18 protein-coding genes are annotated in these 19,532 nt (G+C 69.8%); 3 read left to right on the top strand and 15 right to left on the bottom strand.

All coding sequences use genetic code 11. From position 1 onward, the window contains the following. Positions 1–3 precede the first annotated feature (3 nt). The 7 genes from ACQPWW_RS14710 to ACQPWW_RS14680 all read right to left on the bottom strand — a co-directional run bounded on the left by ACQPWW_RS14710 (position 4) and on the right by ACQPWW_RS14680 (position 7,656). Positions 4–1,008 (bottom strand): multicopper oxidase domain-containing protein, encoded by a 1,005-nt coding sequence (locus ACQPWW_RS14710; protein ID WP_433133025.1) that lies wholly within the window; start codon positions 1,006–1,008, stop codon positions 4–6. Positions 1,009–1,380: 372 nt separating this feature from the next. After that, entirely contained in the window at positions 1,381–2,220 is an 840-nt protein-coding gene (locus ACQPWW_RS14705) for an amino acid ABC transporter ATP-binding protein (RefSeq protein WP_433133023.1), read from the bottom strand. Between the two features lie 5 nt (positions 2,221–2,225). Next, positions 2,226–3,020, bottom strand: coding sequence for an amino acid ABC transporter permease (locus tag ACQPWW_RS14700; protein WP_433133021.1), 795 nt, complete (start codon positions 3,018–3,020; stop codon positions 2,226–2,228). Positions 3,021–3,096: 76 nt separating this feature from the next. Beyond that, on the bottom strand, positions 3,097–3,915 hold the full coding sequence (locus ACQPWW_RS14695) for a basic amino acid ABC transporter substrate-binding protein (protein ID WP_433133019.1): 819 nt from the start codon (positions 3,913–3,915) through the stop codon (positions 3,097–3,099). A gap of 173 nt (positions 3,916–4,088) precedes the next feature. Continuing rightward, on the bottom strand, positions 4,089–4,766 hold the full coding sequence (locus ACQPWW_RS14690) for a hypothetical protein (RefSeq protein ID WP_433133017.1): 678 nt from the start codon (positions 4,764–4,766) through the stop codon (positions 4,089–4,091). 161 nt (positions 4,767–4,927) lie between these two features. Beyond that, positions 4,928–7,204: a catalase/peroxidase HPI gene (gene katG, locus ACQPWW_RS14685; protein WP_433133015.1), complete on the bottom strand. Its 2,277-nt coding sequence runs from the start codon at positions 7,202–7,204 to the stop codon at positions 4,928–4,930. Beyond that, a complete protein-coding gene (locus tag ACQPWW_RS14680) occupies positions 7,201–7,656 on the bottom strand; it encodes a Fur family transcriptional regulator (protein WP_433133013.1) in 456 nt (151 codons plus the stop codon). Before ACQPWW_RS14680 ends, katG begins: the two co-directional genes overlap by 4 nt. Positions 7,657–7,852: 196 nt before the next feature. Between ACQPWW_RS14680 and ACQPWW_RS14675 the strand changes: the two genes are divergently transcribed. The 3 genes from ACQPWW_RS14675 to ACQPWW_RS14665 all read left to right on the top strand — a co-directional run bounded on the left by ACQPWW_RS14675 (position 7,853) and on the right by ACQPWW_RS14665 (position 10,862). Further along, entirely contained in the window at positions 7,853–8,260 is a 408-nt protein-coding gene (locus ACQPWW_RS14675) for a YciI family protein (RefSeq protein WP_433134351.1), read from the top strand. After that, entirely contained in the window at positions 8,257–9,399 is a 1,143-nt protein-coding gene (locus tag ACQPWW_RS14670; protein ID WP_433133011.1) for an RNA polymerase sigma factor, read from the top strand. The genes ACQPWW_RS14675 and ACQPWW_RS14670 overlap by 4 nt, the downstream gene beginning before the upstream one ends. Before the next feature lie 428 nt (positions 9,400–9,827). After that, positions 9,828–10,862, top strand: coding sequence for a glycoside hydrolase family 11 protein (locus ACQPWW_RS14665; RefSeq protein WP_433133009.1), 1,035 nt, complete (start codon positions 9,828–9,830; stop codon positions 10,860–10,862). Positions 10,863–10,930: 68 nt separating this feature from the next. Here the strand turns inward: ACQPWW_RS14665 and ACQPWW_RS14660 are convergent, their stop codons facing one another. From ACQPWW_RS14660 to ACQPWW_RS14625, 8 genes are all read right to left on the bottom strand, one after another. After that, positions 10,931–12,370, bottom strand: coding sequence for a protein kinase domain-containing protein (locus ACQPWW_RS14660; protein WP_433133007.1), 1,440 nt, complete (start codon positions 12,368–12,370; stop codon positions 10,931–10,933). Positions 12,371–12,521: 151 nt separating this feature from the next. Then, positions 12,522–13,415, bottom strand: coding sequence for an SGNH/GDSL hydrolase family protein (locus ACQPWW_RS14655; protein WP_433133005.1), 894 nt, complete (start codon positions 13,413–13,415; stop codon positions 12,522–12,524). A gap of 123 nt (positions 13,416–13,538) precedes the next feature. Next, a complete protein-coding gene (locus tag ACQPWW_RS14650; protein WP_433133003.1) occupies positions 13,539–14,213 on the bottom strand; it encodes a DUF6891 domain-containing protein in 675 nt (224 codons plus the stop codon). A gap of 46 nt (positions 14,214–14,259) precedes the next feature. Further along, positions 14,260–14,874, bottom strand: coding sequence for a dihydrofolate reductase family protein (locus tag ACQPWW_RS14645; protein WP_433133001.1), 615 nt, complete (start codon positions 14,872–14,874; stop codon positions 14,260–14,262). 308 nt (positions 14,875–15,182) lie between these two features. After that, positions 15,183–15,602: a VOC family protein gene (locus tag ACQPWW_RS14640; RefSeq protein WP_433133000.1), complete on the bottom strand. Its 420-nt coding sequence runs from the start codon at positions 15,600–15,602 to the stop codon at positions 15,183–15,185. 149 nt (positions 15,603–15,751) lie between these two features. After that, on the bottom strand, positions 15,752–17,194 hold the full coding sequence (locus ACQPWW_RS14635; protein WP_433132998.1) for a non-reducing end alpha-L-arabinofuranosidase family hydrolase: 1,443 nt from the start codon (positions 17,192–17,194) through the stop codon (positions 15,752–15,754). A 151-nt stretch (positions 17,195–17,345) separates the two neighbouring features. Continuing rightward, a complete protein-coding gene (locus ACQPWW_RS14630; RefSeq protein WP_433132996.1) occupies positions 17,346–19,088 on the bottom strand; it encodes a multicopper oxidase family protein in 1,743 nt (580 codons plus the stop codon). Then, the gene (locus ACQPWW_RS14625; RefSeq protein WP_433132994.1) at positions 19,085–19,531 is read right to left on the bottom strand and encodes a DUF6220 domain-containing protein; all 447 of its coding nucleotides are present in this window, start codon (positions 19,529–19,531) and stop codon (positions 19,085–19,087) included. The genes ACQPWW_RS14630 and ACQPWW_RS14625 overlap by 4 nt, the downstream gene beginning before the upstream one ends. Position 19,532: the final 1 nt, after the last annotated feature.

Here is a 19,532-nt window from a genome sequence, read left to right as displayed (position 1 = left end):
GGGTCAGCTTCCGTGCGTGTGGGTGTGGCCCTGGAACCGGTGGATCGCCTCCTCGGCGCCCGGCGGCATGCTGCCGTCGGCGTTGCGCACCAGGAAGATCCCGGACATGCCGCCGTCGGAGTGGGTCTGCACGTGGCAGTGGTACATCCACGCCCCGGGTCCGACGCCCTCCCCCGCCAGCACCTGGAAGCCGAACGAGCTGCCCGGATTGAGATCCTTGTTGTCGATGACCAGGCTCGGGTCGCTCGGTCCCTCCAGCATCCCGGTGCGGTTGTCCGCCCAGCGGTGGGCATGCAGGTGGAAGGTGTGGAACAGGTTGCCGTGCCCGATGGCGATCCACTCCACCCGCTGGCCCAGGTTCGCCTCGAACATGGGCGTCTCCGGCGCCATCCGGTTGTTGATCATCATGTCGTGGAACACGACGGTGAACTGCTTCTCGGGCAGGATGTCGCCCCGTCGGCGGACGATCAGCGCGCCGTACAGTCCCTTGGCCACCCCGGCGGTGCCGTGGTCGGTGCCCATGGCGTGGTCGTGGTAGTGCCAGTAGCCGGCGCTGCCCGGCATGTACCGCCGGCCAACCGCCGCGACCATCTCCCGCGAGCGCCAGACGTACGTCCGCGTCTCGCCGGGGTTGTTGAACGAGGCGTTCAACGGGCTGCCGTCGGAGTCGGTGCTGTAGTCCACCCCGTGCGGATGGATGGAGAGCCGCTGGCTTGTGGTGTTGACCAGGGTGATCTCCAGGGTGTCACCCTCGTACATCTCCAGCAGCGGTCCCGGCACGGTGGCCTGGCCGGGTGCCAGGCCGTAGCCGAACAGGCCGTCGGGCAACTGCTCGGCGTAGATGGTGACCTTCTTCGTGACGCCGGCGGCGGCCTGTGCGGGGCTACCCCCGAACGCGGTGCCGATCGCGGGGGCGGCCGCGCCCAGCGCGCCGGCGGCGAGCGCCCCGGTGGCGATCAGGGATCTGCGGGACAGCTGACGATGGGAGCCAACGCCGTGGTCGTCCATGGGTCTCCGTTCCCGACCGGGCGAAGACGCGACGAGGGCAGCGTGCAGCGACCGCCGAGCACGGGGCGGCAGCACGACCGAGGTGAGGCTCGTCGCGGACTTTGCTCGGAAGACTCAGAGCTTTCGGTGGATGTCTGCAACTTATGTAGTCCATCGACGAAAGTCCAGGTCTGATTGCAAAAAGATTACCTTGACATCACGACGTCCTTCGATTGACATGATCCTGACACACAGCCCGTCGGCGGCCCCACCAGGTCTTGCGGGCCGGCTCACGCCCGGAGAGGCCGCCCCATCCCACCGGCGGACGCACAGACGACGCCGGGCTGCCCCAGCGATGGGACAGCCCGGCGGACAGACGTACGGGAGGGATCGTCAGAGCTGGTGGCGGTCGTCGGCCGGCAGGCCCGGCGCCGACGGCGGCTCCGGCGACTGGTCGGGCTGACCGAGCTGCGCGACGCGGGTCGGGTCGAGGACCCGGGAGAGGAACGCGCGGGTCCGTTCGTGCTTCGGGTTGCCGAGCACCTCCTGCGGCGGCCCCTGCTCGACCACCACGCCGCCGTCCATGAACACGACCCGGTCGGCGACCTCGCGGGCGAACGCCATCTCGTGCGTCACCACCATCATCGTCATGCCGTCCTCGGCCAGCTTGCGCATGACGGTGAGCACGTCGCCGACCAACTCCGGGTCGAGCGCGGAGGTCGGCTCGTCGAAGAGCATCAGCTTCGGCTCCATCGACAGGGACCGGGCGATCGCCGCCCGCTGCTGCTGCCCACCGGAGAGTTGCGCCGGAAACGCGTCGGCCTTGTCGGTCAGCCCGACTCGGTCCAGGTTCGCCCGGGCGACGCGCTCGGCCTCGGCCCGGCCGCGCCGCAGCACCCGGCGCTGGGCGATGGTGAGGTTGTTCAGCACGGTCAGGTGCGGGAAGAGGTTGAACGACTGGAAGACCATGCCGATGCCACGGCGCACCGCGTCGATCTCGACATCCGGGTCGGTCATCTCGACCCCGTTGACCCAGATCCTGCCGGCCGTCGGCTCCTCCAACAGGTCGACGCAGCGCAGCAGCGTCGACTTGCCGGACCCGGACGGCCCGATCACGCAGACCACCTCGCCTTGGCCGACCTCGAAGTCGATGCCCTTGAGCACCTCGAGCGACCCGAAGGACTTGTGCAGGTCGCGGATCTCGACCGCCGGGCGGGGTGCAGTGCTCGTCATACGGGTCACCGGGCCTTGGCGTAGCGGAGTTCGAGGCGGCGCACCACCTGGGACAGGGGCAGGGTGATGATCAGGTAGGCGAGACCGGCCACCAGCAACGGGGTGGCGTTCACCCGGTCGTTCAGCATGTCCCGACCGAACTTGGTGACCTCGATGGTCTGCGCCGTCACACCCAGCACGTACGCCAGCGACGAGTCCTTGGTGAGGAGGATGAGTTCGTTCGTCAGCGGCGGGATCACGATCCGGAACGCCTGCGGGATGACGATCGTGCGCATGGCGGTGAAGTGCGACATGCCGAGGGTGCGCGCCGCCTCCATCTGCCCCTTCGGCACGGCCTGGATGCCGGCCCGGATGGTCTCCGCCATGTACGCCGCGGCGGTCAGGCCGAGACCGATCGCGATCGAGCCGAACACCCCGCCCGGAATCTCCCGCTCCGGAAAGGCGATGGGGATCCCGTACCCGACGAGGAAGAGCACGAGCAGCGCGGGCAGCCCCCGGAACAGCTCGATGTACGCCGTCGCCAGCCAGCGGTACGGGGCCACCCGGGACAGCCGCATCAGCGCGAGGATGGTGCCGAACACGAGGCCGAAGGCGAACGCGCCGAGCGTGTAGAGGATGGTGTTGCGCAGCGCGACGGTGATGATCGTCGGGAACATCGACTTGATGATGTCGACGCGGAAGAACGCGTCGGCCAGCCTGTCCCAGTCCGCGGCGAAGAGCACCGCGGCGATGACGGCGATGAAGACCAGGTACTGGAGCCCGAGGGACAACCGCTCCCGCTGGCGGCGTCGCAGCTTCACGTTCGCTCGTTGCCTTCCCGGAGGTTACCGACGCGCGGGGCGCGCGAGACGCGCGCCCCGCTGCTGAAAGCTTCGATCACGCGCTCGGCCGCTTGCCGATCCACTTCTCGTAGATCGTGTCGTAGGTGCCGTCCTGCTTGGCCTTGGCCAGCGCCTCGTTGATCTTCTTGAGCAGTTCCGGGTTGCCGTCCTTCTTCACCGAGAAGCCGTACTGCTCGCCGGTGTCGAACTCGGCGGCCACCTGGAAGCCACCCGGGTTCTTCTTGAGGTACTCGCTCCAGACCGGCAGGTCGTTGATGGCGGCCTCGACCTGGCCGTTGGCGACGGCCTGCTGTTCGGCGGCGAGGTCCTCGAACTCGACGAGTCGCAGACCCTTCTCCGCCTCGAACTTCCGGGCGTAGTCCCGGCCGGTGGTGGCTGCCTGGACGCCGAGCTTCTTGCCCCGGAGGTCGTCGAGCGACTTGTACGGCTTGCCGGTCTTCACCAGCATGGCCTGGGTGGCGTCGAAGTACGGGTCGGAGAAGTTCATCACCTTCTGCCGCTCCGCGGTGATCGTCATGCCGGCGGCCGCCGCGTCGCACTTGCCGGTGTTCAGGTCCTGACCGGACTTGATGCCCTCGAACGGGGTGTCGATGATCGTCTGTTGGACGCCCAGGTCCTTGGCCACCAGGTCCATGATCTCGACGTCGAAGCCGGTCACCGTGCCGCTGGAGTCCTTGGACTGGAACGGCGGGTACGGCAGGTGGGTGCAGACGGTCAGCTTGCCCGCCTGGACCAGCTTGACCCCGCTCGCCTGGACCTCACTGTCGTCCTTCTTGGCGCATCCCGCTGTCACGGCGAGGGCGGCGACCGCCACGACGAGTCCGGCCTGCCGAACAGCGCTCTGGAACCTCACGGCTGTGTCCCTCCGGTTCGGCTCACCGGTCACCGGAAGCCAGATTGGTACTGAGACTTGAGACAGGCGACGGTACCTGATTCAGCGAGCCGGTCCCAGATCGCGCCGGGTCGCCCGACCGGTGGACGAGCGCCGGCGGTTGGAGAATCCGACACTCAGGCAGCAACGGGGCGTCAGCCGCCGGTGCCCTCGGCGGCCCCGTCCGGGGTGAAGGCCTCCCCTTCGGGATCTGTGCCGAGGAACACGTGTTGATGGCCGTGGCCGGCGTCGATGCTGACCTGGTCGAGCTGGGTCGCCGCGACCGACCAGCTCGTGACCGCCTCGGCCGCCTGCCGCGCGGTGACGTCCAGCAGGGCCGTCCGCTGTGCGGCCGGCACCTTGGCGGCCAGCGCGTAGGCGTCGACGGCCAGGGCCGCCTGCTGGATCGCCCCGCGCAGCCCGCCTCGCGCCACGTTCGTGCCGGTGCTCCCGGAGGGCGGGTCAGCGAAGGGCTCGGCCGCCTGGCGCATGGTCTCCTGCCACCGCCGGGCCTGCTCCGGATCCGGCGCGCGGCCGGCTGACGTGTCCGCCTTGAGAGCGGTGAGGATGGGAGCGATCTGGGCGCTGACCCGGCGGGCCGTCTCCGTCAGCTCCAGGATCTGCTGAGCGTCCCGCTTCGCCTCGGCCTGCTTGATGGACGCGATGGACGCCTCGGTGGCGTCCGGTCGGCCCACCTGATAGCCGATCAGCCCACCCAACAGGGCGGTGACCAGTGCGATCGCCCCGGCGACCGCCACCAGGCGCGCCGTGCGGCGACGACGGACGTCGGCCTTGTCCGACAGGTAGGAAGGCCGGCCGGTGCGACGCGCCATCGCATCTCCTCACATCGATGGTCTGTGGGGCCACAGGTTAGCCGCCACACCTGACGCCCGTCGATAGCGCCGCCGGCATCGAGGTGGCGGTGGCGCCGCAGACACCGACGAGCCCCGGTCGATCGTTGCCGATCGACCGGGGCTCGTCGCTGTCGAGCTGATCAGGCGATGTCGAACCGGTCCAGCTCCATGACCTTGGTCCAGGCGGTCACGAAGTCGGCAACGAACTTGTCGCGGGCGTCCTCGCTGGCGTAGACCTCCGCGAGGGCGCGCAGCTGCGAGTTGGAGCCGAAGATGAGGTCGACCGCGGTCGCGGTCCACTTCACCTCGTCGGTGGCCAGGTCGCGGATCTCGTACACGTGCTCGTCGGACTTCGACGTGCTCCACCGGGTGCCCGGCGAGAGCAGGTTGGCGAAGAAGTCGTTGGTGAGCACGCCCGGCCGGTCGGTGAGGACGCCGTGCCGGCTGCCGCCGGTGTTGGCGCCGAGCGACCGCAGACCGCCGACGAGGACTGTCATCTCCGGCGCGCTCAGGTTGAGCATGTAGGCGCGGTCGACGAGGAGCACCTCCGGCTGGGTCTTCTCGCCCGGACGCAGGTAGTTGCGGAAACCGTCGGCCCGCGGCTCCAGGACCCGGAACGACTCGGTGTCGGTCTGCTCCTGGGTGGCGTCGGTGCGGCCCGGCCGGAACGGCACCGTCACCTCGACGCCGGCGTCACGCGCCGCCTTCTCGACGGCGGCCGACCCGGCCAGCACGATCAGGTCGGCGAGCGAGATGCGCGCCCCACCGGCCGAGTTGAACTCCTGCTGGATGCCCTCCAGGACGGTCAGGACGGTCGCCAGCTGCTCGGGCTGGTTGACCTCCCAGCTGCGCTGGGGCTCGAGGCGGATCCGCGCCCCGTTGGCACCGCCACGCTTGTCGGTGTGCCGGAAGCTGGCTGCGGACGCCCAGGCGGTGGAGACCAGCTGGGCGGTCGTCAGACCGGACTGGAGAACCTTGTCCTTCAGGGCGGCGATGTCGGCGTCACCCACGAGCTCGTGGTCCACGGCCGGCACCGGGTCCTGCCACAACTGCGGCTCCGCCACCCACGGCCCGAGGAAACGCTCGATCGGGCCCATGTCGCGGTGCAGCAGCTTGTACCAGGCCTTGGCGAAGGCCAACGCGAACTGGTCGGGGTTCTCCAGGAAACGGCGCGAGATCTTCTCGTACGCCGGGTCGACGCGCAGCGACAGGTCGGTCGTGAGCATCGTCGGCTTGTACTTCTTGGCCGGGTCGAACGGGTCCGGGATGATCGCCTCGGCGTCCTTGGCGACCCACTGCTTCGCGCCACCCGGGCTGGTGGTGAGCTCCCACTCGTAGCCGAAGAGGATCTCGAAGAAGCGGTTGCTCCACTGCGTCGGCACGTCGGTCCACGTCACCTCGAGACCACTGGTGATCGTGTCGGCGCCCTTGCCGCTGCCGTGGGTGCTGAGCCAGCCCAGACCCTGCGCCTCCAGCGGGGCGCCCTCGGGCTCCGGGCCCACGTGGGTGTCGGCGACGCCGGCACCGTGGGTCTTGCCGAAGGTGTGACCACCGGCGATGAGGGCGACGGTCTCCTCGTCGTTCATGGCCATCCGGCCGAAGGTCTCACGGATGAAGTGCGCCGCCGCGGCCGGGTCCGCGTTGCCGCGAGGGCCCTCCGGGTTGACGTAGATGAGACCCATCTCGGTCGACCCGACGCCGGCCGCCATCTCCTTCTCGGAGGCGTACCGCTCGTCGCCGAGCCAGGTGTCCTCCGGGCCCCAGAAGATCTCCTCGGGCTCCCAGACGTCCTCGCGGCCGAAGCCGAAGCCGAAGGTCTTGAAGCCCATCGACTCCAGGGCCACGTTGCCGGCGAGCACGAGCAGGTCGGCCCAGGAGATCTTCTGGCCGTACTTCTGCTTGACCGGCCACAGCAGCCGCCGCGCCTTGTCCAGGTTGGCGTTGTCCGGCCAGCTGTTGAGCGGCGCGAACCGCTGACCGCCGTCGCCGGCCCCGCCGCGACCGTCCTCGATGCGGTACGTGCCGGCGGCGTGCCAGCTCATCCGGATCATCAGGCCGCCGTAGTGGCCGAAGTCGGCCGGCCACCACTCCTGGGAGGTGGTGAGCACCTCGACGATGTCCCGCTTGAGGGCGTCGACGTCGAGCTTGGCGAACTCCTTGGCGTAGCTGAAGTCCGCACCCAACGGGTTGCCCTTGGCCGAGTGGGCGTGCAACACCGAGAGGTCGAGCTGGTTGGGCCACCAGTCCCGGTTGGTGCGCGGGCGACCGCCGGTCTTCGGGGTCGGCGAGTCGATCGCCGGGTTCTCGCTCTCGCTGCCGTGCGCGGTCACCGAGTCGTGCGCGACCGGGCAGCCGGAGGCTGCCTTCTGGTCCACGCCCTGCGCACTGGTGGGGCCGTTGTCCTGGGTGTCGCTCATGTGCTTCCTTCCGAGCTTGCGGATCTGTGGGGCGTGCGTTCGGTCGCGCAGCCGGGACAGATGCCCCAGTAGACGACCTCCGCCTCATCGATCACGAAACCGTGATCGACCGGGGCGGTGAGACAGGGGGCGTGGCCGACGGCGCACTCGACGTCGGCGATCGCGCCGCAGGAGCGGCACACGACATGGTGGTGGTTGTCCGCGACCCGGGACTCGTAGCGGGCGGTCGCGCCGGCCGGCTGGATACGCCGTACCAGACCGGCGTCGGTCAGCACCCGCAGCACGTCGTACACCGCCTGGTGGGAGACCGTGGGGTGATCCGCCCGGACCAGTGCGATCACCGCGTCCGTGCCGACGTGCGGATGGTCGCGCAACGCCGCGAGCACCGCCAGTCGGGGCCGGGTCACGCGCAGCGAGGCGGCCCGCAGTTGCGCCTCGAAGTCGGACATCACCCGGCGAACACTAGCTCACTTTTCTGGAACGAATCAAGTTTCGGCCGGTTTCCGCGCCGCCGTGTCGACCGGTTTCCGCAGCGCCGGGCAGCGGGAGTAAAAATAATCCGGGCGGTGATGTCGAGAACCGGCGACCGGCTCCGTCCCCGGGGTGAACGTGGCCACGAACGGCCACACCCGCACCGAGGAGAACACCATGGCGAAGTACCTGCTGCTCAAGCACTACCGGGGCGCCCCGGCCACGGTCAACGACGTACCCATGGACCAGTGGACGCCGCAGGAGATCTCGGCGCACGTCGCGTACATGAACGACTTCGCGGCACGGCTGGAGAAGACCGGCGAGTTCGTCGAAGGTCAGGCACTCGCCCCCGACGGGGTGTTCGTCCGGTACGACGGCGAGGGTCGCCCGCCGGTCACCGACGGCCCGTTCGCCGAGACCAAGGACCTCATCGCCGGCTGGATGGTGATCGACGTCGACAGCTACGAACGCGCCGTCGAGCTCGCCGGGGAGTTGTCCGCCGCCCCCGGCAAGGACGGGAAGCCGATCCACGAGTGGCTCGAGCTGCGCCCGTTCCTGACCGAGCCGCCCACCATCACGGAGTGAACGAGGCGCTGATCCGGAGCCTCACGCCGAGCGTGCTCGGCGTCCTCGTCCGCCGCGGAGCCGACTTCGCGGCGGCCGAGGACGCCGTACAGGACGCGCTGATCGAGGCGGTCCGCGTCTGGTCGGCCGACCCGCCACGGGACCCGAAGGGCTGGCTGGTCGCCGTGGCCTGGCGTCGGTTTCTCGACGCGGCCCGGGCGGACGCGGCCCGCCGCCGACGTGAGGACCGCGTCGACGAGGAGCCGCCGCCCGGTCCCACGTCCGCTGTGGACGACACGCTCCAGCTCTACTTCCTGTGCGCCCACCCGTCGCTGACGCCGTCGTCCGCGGTCGCCCTCACGCTGCGCGCCGTCGGCGGGCTGACCACCCGCCAGATCGCCCAGGCGTACCTGGTGCCGGAGGCGACAATGGCGCAGCGCATCAGCCGGGCCAAACGCACCGTCTCCGGAGTGCGGTTCGACCAGGCCGGTGACGTCGCCACCGTGCTGCGCGTCCTCTACCTGGTCTTCAACGAGGGCTACTCCGGCGACGTCGACCTCGCCGCCGAGGCCATCCGGCTCACCCGGCAGCTCGCGGCCGCCATCGACCACCCCGAGGTGGCGGGGTTGCTCGCCCTCATGCTGCTGCACCACGCCCGGCGCGCCGCCCGCAACGGGCCCGACGGCAACCTGGTGCCGCTCGCCGAGCAGGACCGCGGCCGATGGAACACCGCGACGATCGCCGAGGGCGTCCAGATCCTCCAGGCGGCCCTCGCCCGCGACCGACTGGGCGAGTTCCAGGCCCAGGCCGCCATCGCGGCACTGCACGCCGACGCGCCCACCGCCGAGGAGACCGACTGGGTGCAGATCGTCGAGTGGTACGACGAACTCGCGCGGCTGACCGACAATCCGATCGTCCGGCTCAACCGCGCGGTGGCGGTCGGCGAGGCGGACGGCCCGCGCGCCGGTCTCGCGGCGCTCGCGGCGCTGGACGAGACGCTGCCCCGCTTCACTGCGGTCGCGGCGTACCTGCACGAGCGCGACGGCAGCGTGGGGACGGCCGCACGGCTGTACGCCGAGGCGGCCCGGAAGGCGTCCAACCTGGCCGAGCGCGACCACCTGAACCGCCAGGCGGCGCGGCTCAACGCCCTCCAGCCCTGACCGGGGCACCGGCCGGCTCACGCCCTTCGACCGCGGGGGTGATTGCGGTCCGGAAACTCTCCGGAAGTTTCTGGCCGCCGCTTCGGCCGGCCTCTTCGATCATCGCGGGTCCCCCACGTGCGCCACCGCTTCTGATCGACTACTGACCTGGATAGACATCACCCCGCGGCAGATCGTCGGTCACCGCTGGATTGCGGCCGTGTTTCCGGAATTTGTTGACAAGTAGACGACCCGGTTAATACGGTCGCCATCGACGGGGCTCAATCACCGTCCGCACCAGTCACCGCGACCCACTCCTCCGGTCGTCGCGCAGCACGACCGGCCACCACCACGCGGTACGACGCCGATGGTCGTCCCAGGCCACTGGCAGCCCGCGGGCCGTACCGCACTGCTGGCCCCCGCCAGCCGTCACCAGGAGGCACAGTTACATGACCGACACCAGCCACACCACACCAAGAAGGCGTGGCCGCCTACGGCTGCTCCTCGGTGCCGCATGCGCCACCGTTCTGGCGATCACCGGCACGATGACGGCCACCAACGCGTACGCCGAGGCGGATCGCACGCTCACCTCGAGCCTGACCGGCACGCACAACGGCTACTACTTCTCCTTCTGGAAGGACGGCGGCAACGCCAGCATGACGCTGCGCGAAAACGGTCGTTACTCCAGCAGTTGGGACCGCAGCACCAACAACTGGGTCGGCGGCAAGGGCTGGGCCACCGGCTCCCGCCGGACGGTCAGCTACTCGGCCAACTACAACCCGGGCAACAACAACACCTACCTCGCCCTGTACGGATGGACGCGCAACCCGCTCATCGAGTACTACGTGGTGGAGAACTTCGGCAGCTACAACCCGAGCAGCGGCGCCCAGCGGATGGGCACCGTCACCACTGACGGCGGTACCTACGACATCCTGCGCAGTCAGCGGGTGAACGCGCCGTCGATCGACGGCAACCAGACGTTCTACCAGTACTGGAGCGTCCGCCAGTCGAAGCGTTCGAGTGGCACCATCACCACCGCGAACCACTTCGACGCCTGGGCCCGCGCCGGCCTGAACCTGGGCAGCAACCACGCCTACCAGATCATGGCCACCGAGGGTTACCAGAGCCAGGGCAGCTCCGACGTCACCGTGCAGGAGGGCGGCGGCGGCAACCCGACCTCCGGGCCGACCTCCGGACCCACCACCGGTAACCCGGGGACCGGCAACTGCAACGCGACGCTCTCCGCCGGTCAGCAGTGGGGTGACCGGTTCAACCTGAACGTCGCGGTCAGCGGCACCAGCAACTGGGTGGTCAGCCTCGGCCTCGGTGGTGGCCAGACCATCCAGAACAGCTGGAACGCCTCCGTCAGCGGCACCAGCGGCACCGTCACCGCGAGGCCGAACGGCAACGGCAACAACTTCGGGATCACGATCATGGCCAACGGCAACTGGAACTGGCCGACGATCACCTGCCGCACCGGCTGACCCGACGGGCATCTCCTGAACCACATCTCTGGCGTGGCGGCCTCGGCCGCCACGCCAGCGTGGTGTCGTCAGACCTGCGGGGCGGCCGTCTCCGGTGCCGCCGACTCCTCGGTCGACGGCTCCTTCGTCGGATCCGCCGCTGGCTCCTCGGACTCCTCCTCGGGTTCCTCCGGGGAGGTCTCGGTCGGCGCCGCCGTCGGTTCACCCGCCGGCGCTGTCGTCGGGTCCGCCGGCGCGTTCTCGGACGGCGTGGGCTTGGACGCGCCGCCGGTGCTCCCGCCGGGCGGCGTCGACTGGCCGGCCGAACCACTGGTGGGCGTCGGAGTCGGCGACCCGGGCGCGCTGACCGGCAGGCTGGCAGAGCCGCGGGTGGCCGGTGCACCGCCGCCGACGCCGACGCCGACGCCGACGCCGGGGCCGGGCTCGCGTTGCGACGGCTGCGTTTTCGACACCGTGGGTGGTTTCGACGGTTGCCCGGTCCGGCCCGGCATCATCCCGGTGGGATCGGCGAACACCAGCACGGCGGCCGCGGCGGCCAGCGACCCGAGCAGCACCGCGAGCACCTTCGGGCCGGGACCGCCCGACCGCTTCGCCGCGCCGCCGACCGACCGCAGGACCTCGGTACGCTCGGCCGGCGCCCCGACCGGCGCTGCCACGGCGGTCCGCAGCAACTGGCCGGACGGATCCCCGAGCGTCTGCGCCGACGTTGCCATCGCCGCCGCGGTCGGGAAGCGACGGGCGGGATCCTTGGCCATCGCGGTGGCGACGAGCCGCTGGACCTCCGCCGGCACGTCCTCGGGCAGTGGTGGCGGCTCCTCTTCGAGATGCCGCAGCGCCACCGCGAGGGCGTTCTCGCCCTGGTGCGGGGGCCTACCGGCGAGGCAGTGGTAGACGACGGCCCCCAGCGCGTAAATGTCGATCGCCGGCGTGGTCTCGTTCCGCACGACCTGCTCGGGCGCCATGTAGAGGGCGGTGCCGACGACCTGGTTCGTACCGGTCAGGCTCGCCGCCTCCTGGGTCACCGCGACGCCGAAGTCGACGAGCACGACATGCCCGTCCGGCTCGATGATCAGGTTGCTGGGCTTGACGTCGCGGTGCACGACGCCGGCGTCGTGTGCGGCCTGGAGCGCACGGGCGGTCTGCGCGGCGATCGACATCGTCTCGGCCGCGTCCAGCCTGCCGAACTCGGCGATCCGCTCCGACAGCGGCTGTCCCTGCACACACTCCATCACGATGTATGCGAGGGCCGGCGCGTCGGGCCCGGACACCTCGCCGTAGTCGTAGACCTGGGCGATACCCGGGTGACGCAGGGCCGCCATCGCCCGGGCCTCGCGACGGAACCGCTCGCCGAAGCCCGCGTCGGTGACCAGCCGGTGTTGCAGCATCTTGACCGCCACGCAGCGGTCCAGGGTTTCGTCGACCGCCCGCCAGACGTCACCCATTCCACCGCTGGCGATGCTCTCGACCAGGCGATAACGGCCTCCGACGACTTCCCCCACAATCGGCATGACACTTTCGGTACCCCGGACCACGCCATCTCAAGCACCGCGCGACGTCGTCCGGGTCCCAGGTCGGCGTCGGGGTGCCGGGAGTACCTGATCCGCCGCGAGCCGGCCCCACCGCCAGGGACAGGGCCGGCTCCACCGAGCGCGGGTACGGTCAGCTGTTCAGCCGAGCGAGCAGGGCGGTTGCCATGCCCTGCTCGCCCCGGGCGTTCGGGTGGAAGGGGGCGGCCGAGTTCTGTGGCACCAGCCCCTCGATCCACCGGGTGCTGCTGCTCTTGCACGCGTCGCGCCCGATGGACGGGGCGTAGACGTCGGCGTAGGTGGCGCCGTTGGCCGACGCGACGCTCGCCAACATCGCGTTGAGCGACTTCTCGATGCCGCGCAGGTACGGCACGTCCTGGTAGGCGATCGGAACGACCGGCCAGCAGCCGTAACCGGTGTCCGGCAGGATCGCCGGGTACCCGAGGACCACGACCCGCGCGCCCGGCGCGGCCTGGCGGACCGCCTGCAACACGGCGGTCACCTTCGGCGTGGCGGCGACGATCCGCGCCTGCAACTGGTCGACGCCTCCGGCGGTGTAACGGTTCTTGCACGGCGACCCGAGCGGGCTGCTGAGGCTCGCCTCCGCACAGTCGCCGATGATGCCGGAGAAGCCGATGTCGTTGCCGCCGATCTGCACCGTCACCAGCGCCGTGGTGGACGTGACAGCGCTGAGCTGCGGTGGCAGCGAGCTGCCCAACTGGCCGCTGCCACCGTAGAGGATGTCGTCGGTGGTGGCGCCGGAGCAGCTCACGTCGGCGAACGACGACGAGCCCGCGGCGGCGGCCACCAGCGAGGGGTAGTTGCGGTTGGAGCGCAGGCAGTTCAGGTCGACCTGGGTGGGGATGAGCGGACCGGCGGCGTACGAGTCGCCCAGCGCGACGTACCGGCCGGCGGGGACGGCGGCGCTGGCGGGTGTGGCGACGGTGAGCAGCACGCCGGCGGCGGCCAGGGTGAGTGCGGCCAACCGAGCGGCTGCCCGCAGGCGGGGCAGGCGGGGACGGGTCATGACGCCTCCCAGAGGGATCACCGGGGGTGGTGGTGCCGCGATCCTGTCGCCGCCGACGCCGCGCGTCAATATCGATGGACCTCACTAAATGGTGTTCCGAGGTGTGGGACGGCGCGGTGGCGCTCAGACCAGTGGCGCGTACCACTGGGCGCCGGTGACCCGGACCCGCCGGGACTGCTCGCGGTTCCACTCGACCCGCATGCCGTGCTCGCGCAGGACCGGGAACACGATGTCATCAAGCAGCCGTTCCAGGTCGGCCTGGTAGCGGGCCTGCTTGTCGGCCTCGGTCAGCTCGGCGTAGGCGACCTCGTCGAAGTCGACAGGCGGGTAGGCGCCGTAGCCGAGGTAGACCTCTCCGTCGTCGCTCGCGAGCAACGACTCGGTGTCCTGCTGGTGGTACCAGAGATAGCCGTGCCAGTGTCGGGAGTCGTCCCGCTCGTCATGGATCTCGGCGCTCGCGCAGCTGCCACAGCAGCTGAAGTTCTCCCGGGCCAACACGCCCAGCTCGTTGAGGTCGGCGAAGGCGCGGGTGAGATTGCCGCGCACCTCACCCCACCCCCGCTGCTGCGCCCGCCGAACGGCCGACGCCGCCTCGTACGCCGCGACGAGCTCCTCGTCCGTCGCGCCGCAACGCTCCTCGTCGTCGTCGAAGAAGTCGACGAACTCGTCGGCGTCGCTCTCACCACGAACGATCCAGGCCCAGAGCTCGTCCTCGATCGCCCTGCGACCCGCCTCGGGGATCCGATCGGTCAGGAACCGGGCTCCCTCGGGGCGGTCGTTGTACGTCCATCCAGTCACGGCGACGATCGTCACACGAGCCTACGACGTTCCCCGCGACGCTGATCTACCGCCCGGCCTGCACCTGGTCCTTGACGTCGTCGTAGCCGGCCTTTCCGGGTGCCGCGCCGGGCGCGTAGATCACGCGGAGCACGCCCGTCGGAAACGTCTCGGTCGCCAGCACCTGCAGGTGGTACGCCTGGTCACCCTCGTCGAAGAGCTTGCGGCCCTTCCGCGCCGCCACCGGGTGCACCAGCAGGCGCAGCTCGTCGACCAGCCCCGCGGCCAGCAACTGCTGCACGACGGAGATGGACCCGGGGATGAGGATGCCGCGCACCCCGTCATCGGCCTTGAGCGACCTGACGGCATCGACGAGATCACCGGCGATCAGCTCGGAGTTGCGCCAGGAGAACGTCAGCGGTTGGCGCGAGACGACGACCTTGCGGACGTCTCCGAGTTGCTTGGCGAACGGCGCGTCCTCCCCGCCGGCGGCCTCCCGGCCGGGCCACGCGCCGGCGAAGCTGTCGTAGGTCTCACGGCCGATGAGCAGCACGTCGGCGGTCTCATAGTCCTCGGTGACGGCGCGACCCATGTTCTCGTCGAAGTACGGGAAGTGCCAGTCGGGGTCGATCTCGGCCACACCGTCGGCCGAGATGAACAGCGTGGAGATGACCTTTGCCATCGCGGGAATCCCTTCAGCTCAGGTGATGTCGCAGGTGGACCGGCGCATCATCCCAAACTCTCCCGCCAGCGTCCGCCCCGAGGCGGACTTCGGCGTTTCGCTCCCGTGGCGGGCGGAGGGCCGGCGGCCGGCGGTGACGGTCGGTAGCCTCCGTGGGTCGGCGGATGCGGTAAAGAGCGGTATACCTCAGAGTCATATTCATACCTCTGAGGTATACCGCTCACCAGCACATCGACCTGGTGGGCCAGCCACAGCGGATGACGAGCCGCTGACTGCACCGGGCCAGATCGCGAGGTGTCACCGGAGCACTAGAGGCCCTGACCGATCTCCACGAGATAGCCGTCGGGGTCGCGGAGATAGCAACGGATCTCCGTGCCGTGGTCCTTCGGTTCGGTGATGAAATCCGCGCCACGGGATTTCCACTCCGTGTACAGCTTCCGGATGTCGCGGACCCGGACATTCATCGCGCAGCTCAACGTGTTGGCGTCGACCGGAGCCTTGGCCTGCACCATCGGCTTGTCGTCCGTCGGCCCACCCTCGACGTTGATGATGATGTAGCTGTTGAAGAATCTCATGATCAGCGGGTTCGCGTCGTGGACGCACGTCGCGCCGAAGACCCGCTCGTAATACTCTCGCGACCGGTCTATGTCACGGACGATGAGCAGGGTGGCGAGAAACATGCCGTCTTCGGGCTCGAAATAGTCGGGAGCCGGGTTGGCCAAGGTCATGGTCACCTCTTCGTCGCCTGCGTCGACAGCATGGGCGGCGACGGGCTTCCCGCCAGCATCGGGCTGAAACCTCCGAGCCGGTGCCCGGCCGGCGCACGAGTGGGCGGGCTCGGCATTCGCCGAGCCCGCCCGCCTCGCGGTCAGGCAGGTTAGCGCTGCAGGGTCAGCAGACCCGGCCGGTACGGCAGGAGGCCGTAGTCGACGCCGTCAGAGCTGGGCGAACGACCCTGGTAGAGCAACTGCAGGTTGCAGGCGTCGACCGTCATCGTCTGGTCGGCGCTGGTCCGCAGCAACTCACCGTGGCTGATGTCGTTGGTCCAGGTCGCACCACTGTTGACCTTACCCGCGAACGGGTTGCTCTGCGACGCGGCCTGCGGCGTCCACGAACCGTTCAGGCTGGTCGCCGTGAACGAGCGGAAGTACCGACCCGTCGAACCGATCGCCTCGACGATCATCAGGTACTTGTTCAGACCCTGCAGCTTGTACACCTGCGGAGCCTCGAACAGGTTGTTCGTCGTGTCACTCATGATCGTCGTGTAGCTGCTGCCGAAGCTGCCCGGGAAGTTCCCGATCGGCATGCTGGCCCGGTAGATCTTGCCGTTGTCCCCGGCGAAGAACAGGTACATGTTCGTACCGTCACCGATCACCGTCTGATCGATCGGACCCGTACCCGAACCCGTGATGCTGCCGCTGAACAACGTCTGCGCCGCCGACCAGCCATTCGGGTTGGTCGGGTCACTCGAGGTCCGGTACGAGAACGCCGGCCCACCCCACTGGTAGGTGAGCACCCAGATGTTCTTCGGCGCGAAGTAGAACAACGACGGCGCGACGGTTCCCGAGCTCATCCCGTTCTGACTCGCCGAGGCCATCTGCGAGTAGTTCGTGAACAGGCCGAAGTTCATCGAACCCCACCTGGTCCCGAAGTCGTGCGTGGTGGCGTAGACCAACTGCTGGCCGTTGTAGGGGGCCACCGTGAAGTCCTTCAGCGACACCCACCCGGACTTCGGGGTCGCCAACGAGCCTGTCGACGACCACCGGTACGACGACGGTAGGTCGCAGCCGTTCGGCGGCGGCGTCGTCGGCGGTGGGGTGGTCGGCGGTGGGGTGGTCGGCGGTGGGGTCGTCGGCGGTGGGGTGGTCGGCGGCGGCGTCGTCGTCGGGGGCGGCGTCACCGGGTTACCGGTACACGCCACCCCGTTCAGCGCGAAGCTCGTCGGCGCGGGGTTGCTGCCCGTCCAGGATCCGTTGAACCCGAACGACACAGTGCCGTTGGTAGCGACCGAACCGTTGTAGCTCACGTTCGCCGCGGTGACCGCGGAGCCGCTCTGCGTCAACGCGGTGCTCCACGCCTGGGTGACCGTCTGCCCGGCGGCATAGGACCACGTCAACGTCCAGCCGGTCAGTGGATCACCCAGATTGGTGATCGACACGTTGGCGCTGAATCCGCCCTGCCACTGCGACGGCACTGCGTAGTTGACCGAACAGCCCGCCGCCGCGGCGCCGGCCGGCAGCGCTGCGACGACAGTCGTCGAGACGAGTAGGGCGACGCCGGCCGACGCCAGACCGACATTTGTGTATCTGGATCTGGTCATAGAGCACCTTCCTGGATGGGCGGCGGCCATGCATTGGCGGTGATCGCTGGCGTGGTCGCGTTGTGAGCGTTAACAGGCCGCGACAGGTATGTTACGGGAGCGCTCCCATACCCTCAACCTCGAACTCACGGGTTTCGATTTCTGGCGTGGGTCACGAGTACATGAGGTGCAGCGTCATGCCGGCGTCGGCGTGCGCCAGATTGTGGCAGTGGTTGGCCCACACTCCCGGGTTGTCGGCCCGGAACGCCACCTCCCACACCTCCCCCGGTCGGACGTCGAACGAGTCCAGCCACAACGGACTTCCGGTCGCCGGCCTCCCGTCGCGCGACAGCACCAGGACGTGGTGACCGTGCAGATGCCACGGGTGCACGGTCGGGGACCGGTTGACGATCGTGAACCGGACGGCGTCATTGAGTCGCACGACCTGCGGCGGGATGTCCGGGTCGGCCGCGCCGTTGACGGTGTGCGCGTAGCGCGGGAGCAGGTCGTGCAGGTCGAGACCACGATCGAGAACCAGTGTGAAGTGCCTGTCGAACCGGGACCACGGCACCGCGGCGGCAGCGCCGTAGGTGAGCGGATCCAGCACCGGCCAGTCACCCGTCGGCGTCGACACCGGCCCGGTCGAGTAGACCACCCGTCCGTCGACGAGCAACGCCACCGGCGTGGCTGGTGCGGTGAACACCAGGTCGTAGCGGCCCCCGGCGGGAATCAGCACGGCGGTGTCCACGAGCGACGTCGGGCCTCGCAGATCGACCCCGTCGATCGCGGCGACCCGGAACGCGGTCCCGGCCAGGGCGTAGCGGTGCGTCGTGCTGTCGGTGTTGATCAGCCGCAGCCGTACGGGGCTGCCCGCCTCGACACGCTCGGTTCTTGGTGCGGGCAACGACCCGCCCGCCAGCGTGTGCACCGGCACCGTGACGTCGAGGCCGGCGGCCACCGGCCCCGGGCGGACCACGAGGACTCCGTAGAGGCCCATCCGCACGCCGACGTCGGAGACCGAATGCGTGTGGTACCAGTACGTCCCGGCCTGGTCGGCGCGGAACCGGTAGACGAACTCCTGGCCGGGCAGCACCGCGGCCTGCGTCACGCCCGGCACCCCGTCCTGACTGTTCGGCACGTCGTACCCGTGCCAGTGCAGCGTCACGCCTCGCCCGACGTCCCGGTTGCGCAGCGTCACCTCCACCACGTCGCCGACGGTGGCGGTCAACTCCGGCCCGGGTACCTGCGCGTTGAACGCCCAGGCCGCGACGTCTCGGCCACTCACGCGCACCGTGGCGGTCCCGGCCGTCAGGGTGAACCGCCGCGTCGGTTCGTCGGTGGTCCGCGCGTTCCGATACTGATGATCATGGGGTACGGCGGGCGCGGCAGCCGGGACGACGGTCAACCCGGTCCCGGTCACCAACGCCCCGACCGCCACCACGAGGGCCACCCGGGAGATCGCCCGGGACGAACGCGCGCCGAGAGCCCGCCACGACACGGCCGTCGCCGCGACGGTTGCGGCGACCGCGAGCAGTCCCGCGCCCGCCGACGCCGGATAGCCGTGCAGGACCGTCACGAACAGGGCACTGCTCGTGGCGTACCCGGCGAAGAGAAGCCGGACCGCGACGGCCCGGACGTCGCGCGGGACCCGAAGCAACCGCGGCCCGGCCACGGCCACCGCCGCGAGTGACAGCGGGGCGGTGACGAGGACCTTCTCCGCCGCGAACCACCAGCCGGCGCGAGCGAGCGCGGTGATCGTGACCGCGCGGGCGAGCGTGGCGAGCAGGGCGACGGCCGCCAGCGCCAGGGCGAGCGGACGGCGTCGGACGGCCGCCGCCGCGCCGCCGCCCAGCCAACCGGCTGCCGCGAGGACCGCGAGCACGAGATCGACAACGAGCAGCGAGCCGGTGGTCATACCGGCTCGCCCGCGCGGACCGGCACGGGAGCGGCGTCGACCGGCGCCGCCAGCTTTCGCGCCGCCTGGAGAACGCCGACCACGACGTGCACCGCGATGATTCCGTTGACGGCGTGCAACCCACCGATGGTCAGGCCGAGCGGGGTGCTGACGCCCGCGGCGTCCGTGGACGCGGTGGCGAGCATGGCGATGAGCGCCTGCAGGACGACGAGGCCGATCGGCAGGAGCGCCAGTGCGACGAGCCGTCCCGGCGCCTTCGCCAGTGCCGCGAACAGCGCGGTGAGCAGGGTGAGCACCGGGATGACCGCCATCCCGTTGACGCTGTGCAGGGCGTACGCGCCGTCGGCAGCGGGTCTCGTGAACCCGCCGACGGCGGCGAAGACGAACTGCAGGACGAACGCGACGAGCAACAGGGCGCTGATGATGACGAATGCCTTACGCACA

The sequence above is a fragment of the Micromonospora sp. CA-240977 genome (assembly GCF_050942285.1).
GTDB lineage: Bacteria > Actinomycetota > Actinomycetes > Mycobacteriales > Micromonosporaceae > Micromonospora.
Note: the sequence above shows the minus strand (reverse complement) of the source record. Positions and strands in the feature narration are given on the sequence as shown.

Bases quoted from the DNA above. Each gene is read 5' to 3' on its own strand.
- ACQPWW_RS14630 (WP_433132996.1), bottom strand. From the start codon at position 19,088: ATGACCACCGGCTCGCTGCTCGTTGTCGATCTCGTGCTCGCGGTCCTC.
- ACQPWW_RS14675 (WP_433134351.1), top strand. From the start codon at position 7,853: ATGGCGAAGTACCTGCTGCTCAAGCACTACCGGGGCGCCCCGGCCACG.
- ACQPWW_RS14665 (WP_433133009.1), top strand. From the start codon at position 9,828: ATGACCGACACCAGCCACACCACACCAAGAAGGCGTGGCCGCCTACGG.
- ACQPWW_RS14645 (WP_433133001.1), bottom strand. From the start codon at position 14,874: ATGGCAAAGGTCATCTCCACGCTGTTCATCTCGGCCGACGGTGTGGCC.
- ACQPWW_RS14690 (WP_433133017.1), bottom strand. From the start codon at position 4,766: ATGGCGCGTCGCACCGGCCGGCCTTCCTACCTGTCGGACAAGGCCGAC.
- ACQPWW_RS14660 (WP_433133007.1), bottom strand. From the start codon at position 12,370: ATGCCGATTGTGGGGGAAGTCGTCGGAGGCCGTTATCGCCTGGTCGAG.
- katG (WP_433133015.1), bottom strand. From the start codon at position 7,204: ATGAGCGACACCCAGGACAACGGCCCCACCAGTGCGCAGGGCGTGGAC.
- ACQPWW_RS14710 (WP_433133025.1), bottom strand. From the start codon at position 1,008: ATGGACGACCACGGCGTTGGCTCCCATCGTCAGCTGTCCCGCAGATCC.
- ACQPWW_RS14635 (WP_433132998.1), bottom strand. From the start codon at position 17,194: ATGACCAGATCCAGATACACAAATGTCGGTCTGGCGTCGGCCGGCGTC.
- ACQPWW_RS14655 (WP_433133005.1), bottom strand. From the start codon at position 13,415: ATGACCCGTCCCCGCCTGCCCCGCCTGCGGGCAGCCGCTCGGTTGGCC.
- ACQPWW_RS14640 (WP_433133000.1), bottom strand. From the start codon at position 15,602: ATGACCTTGGCCAACCCGGCTCCCGACTATTTCGAGCCCGAAGACGGC.
- ACQPWW_RS14705 (WP_433133023.1), bottom strand. From the start codon at position 2,220: ATGACGAGCACTGCACCCCGCCCGGCGGTCGAGATCCGCGACCTGCAC.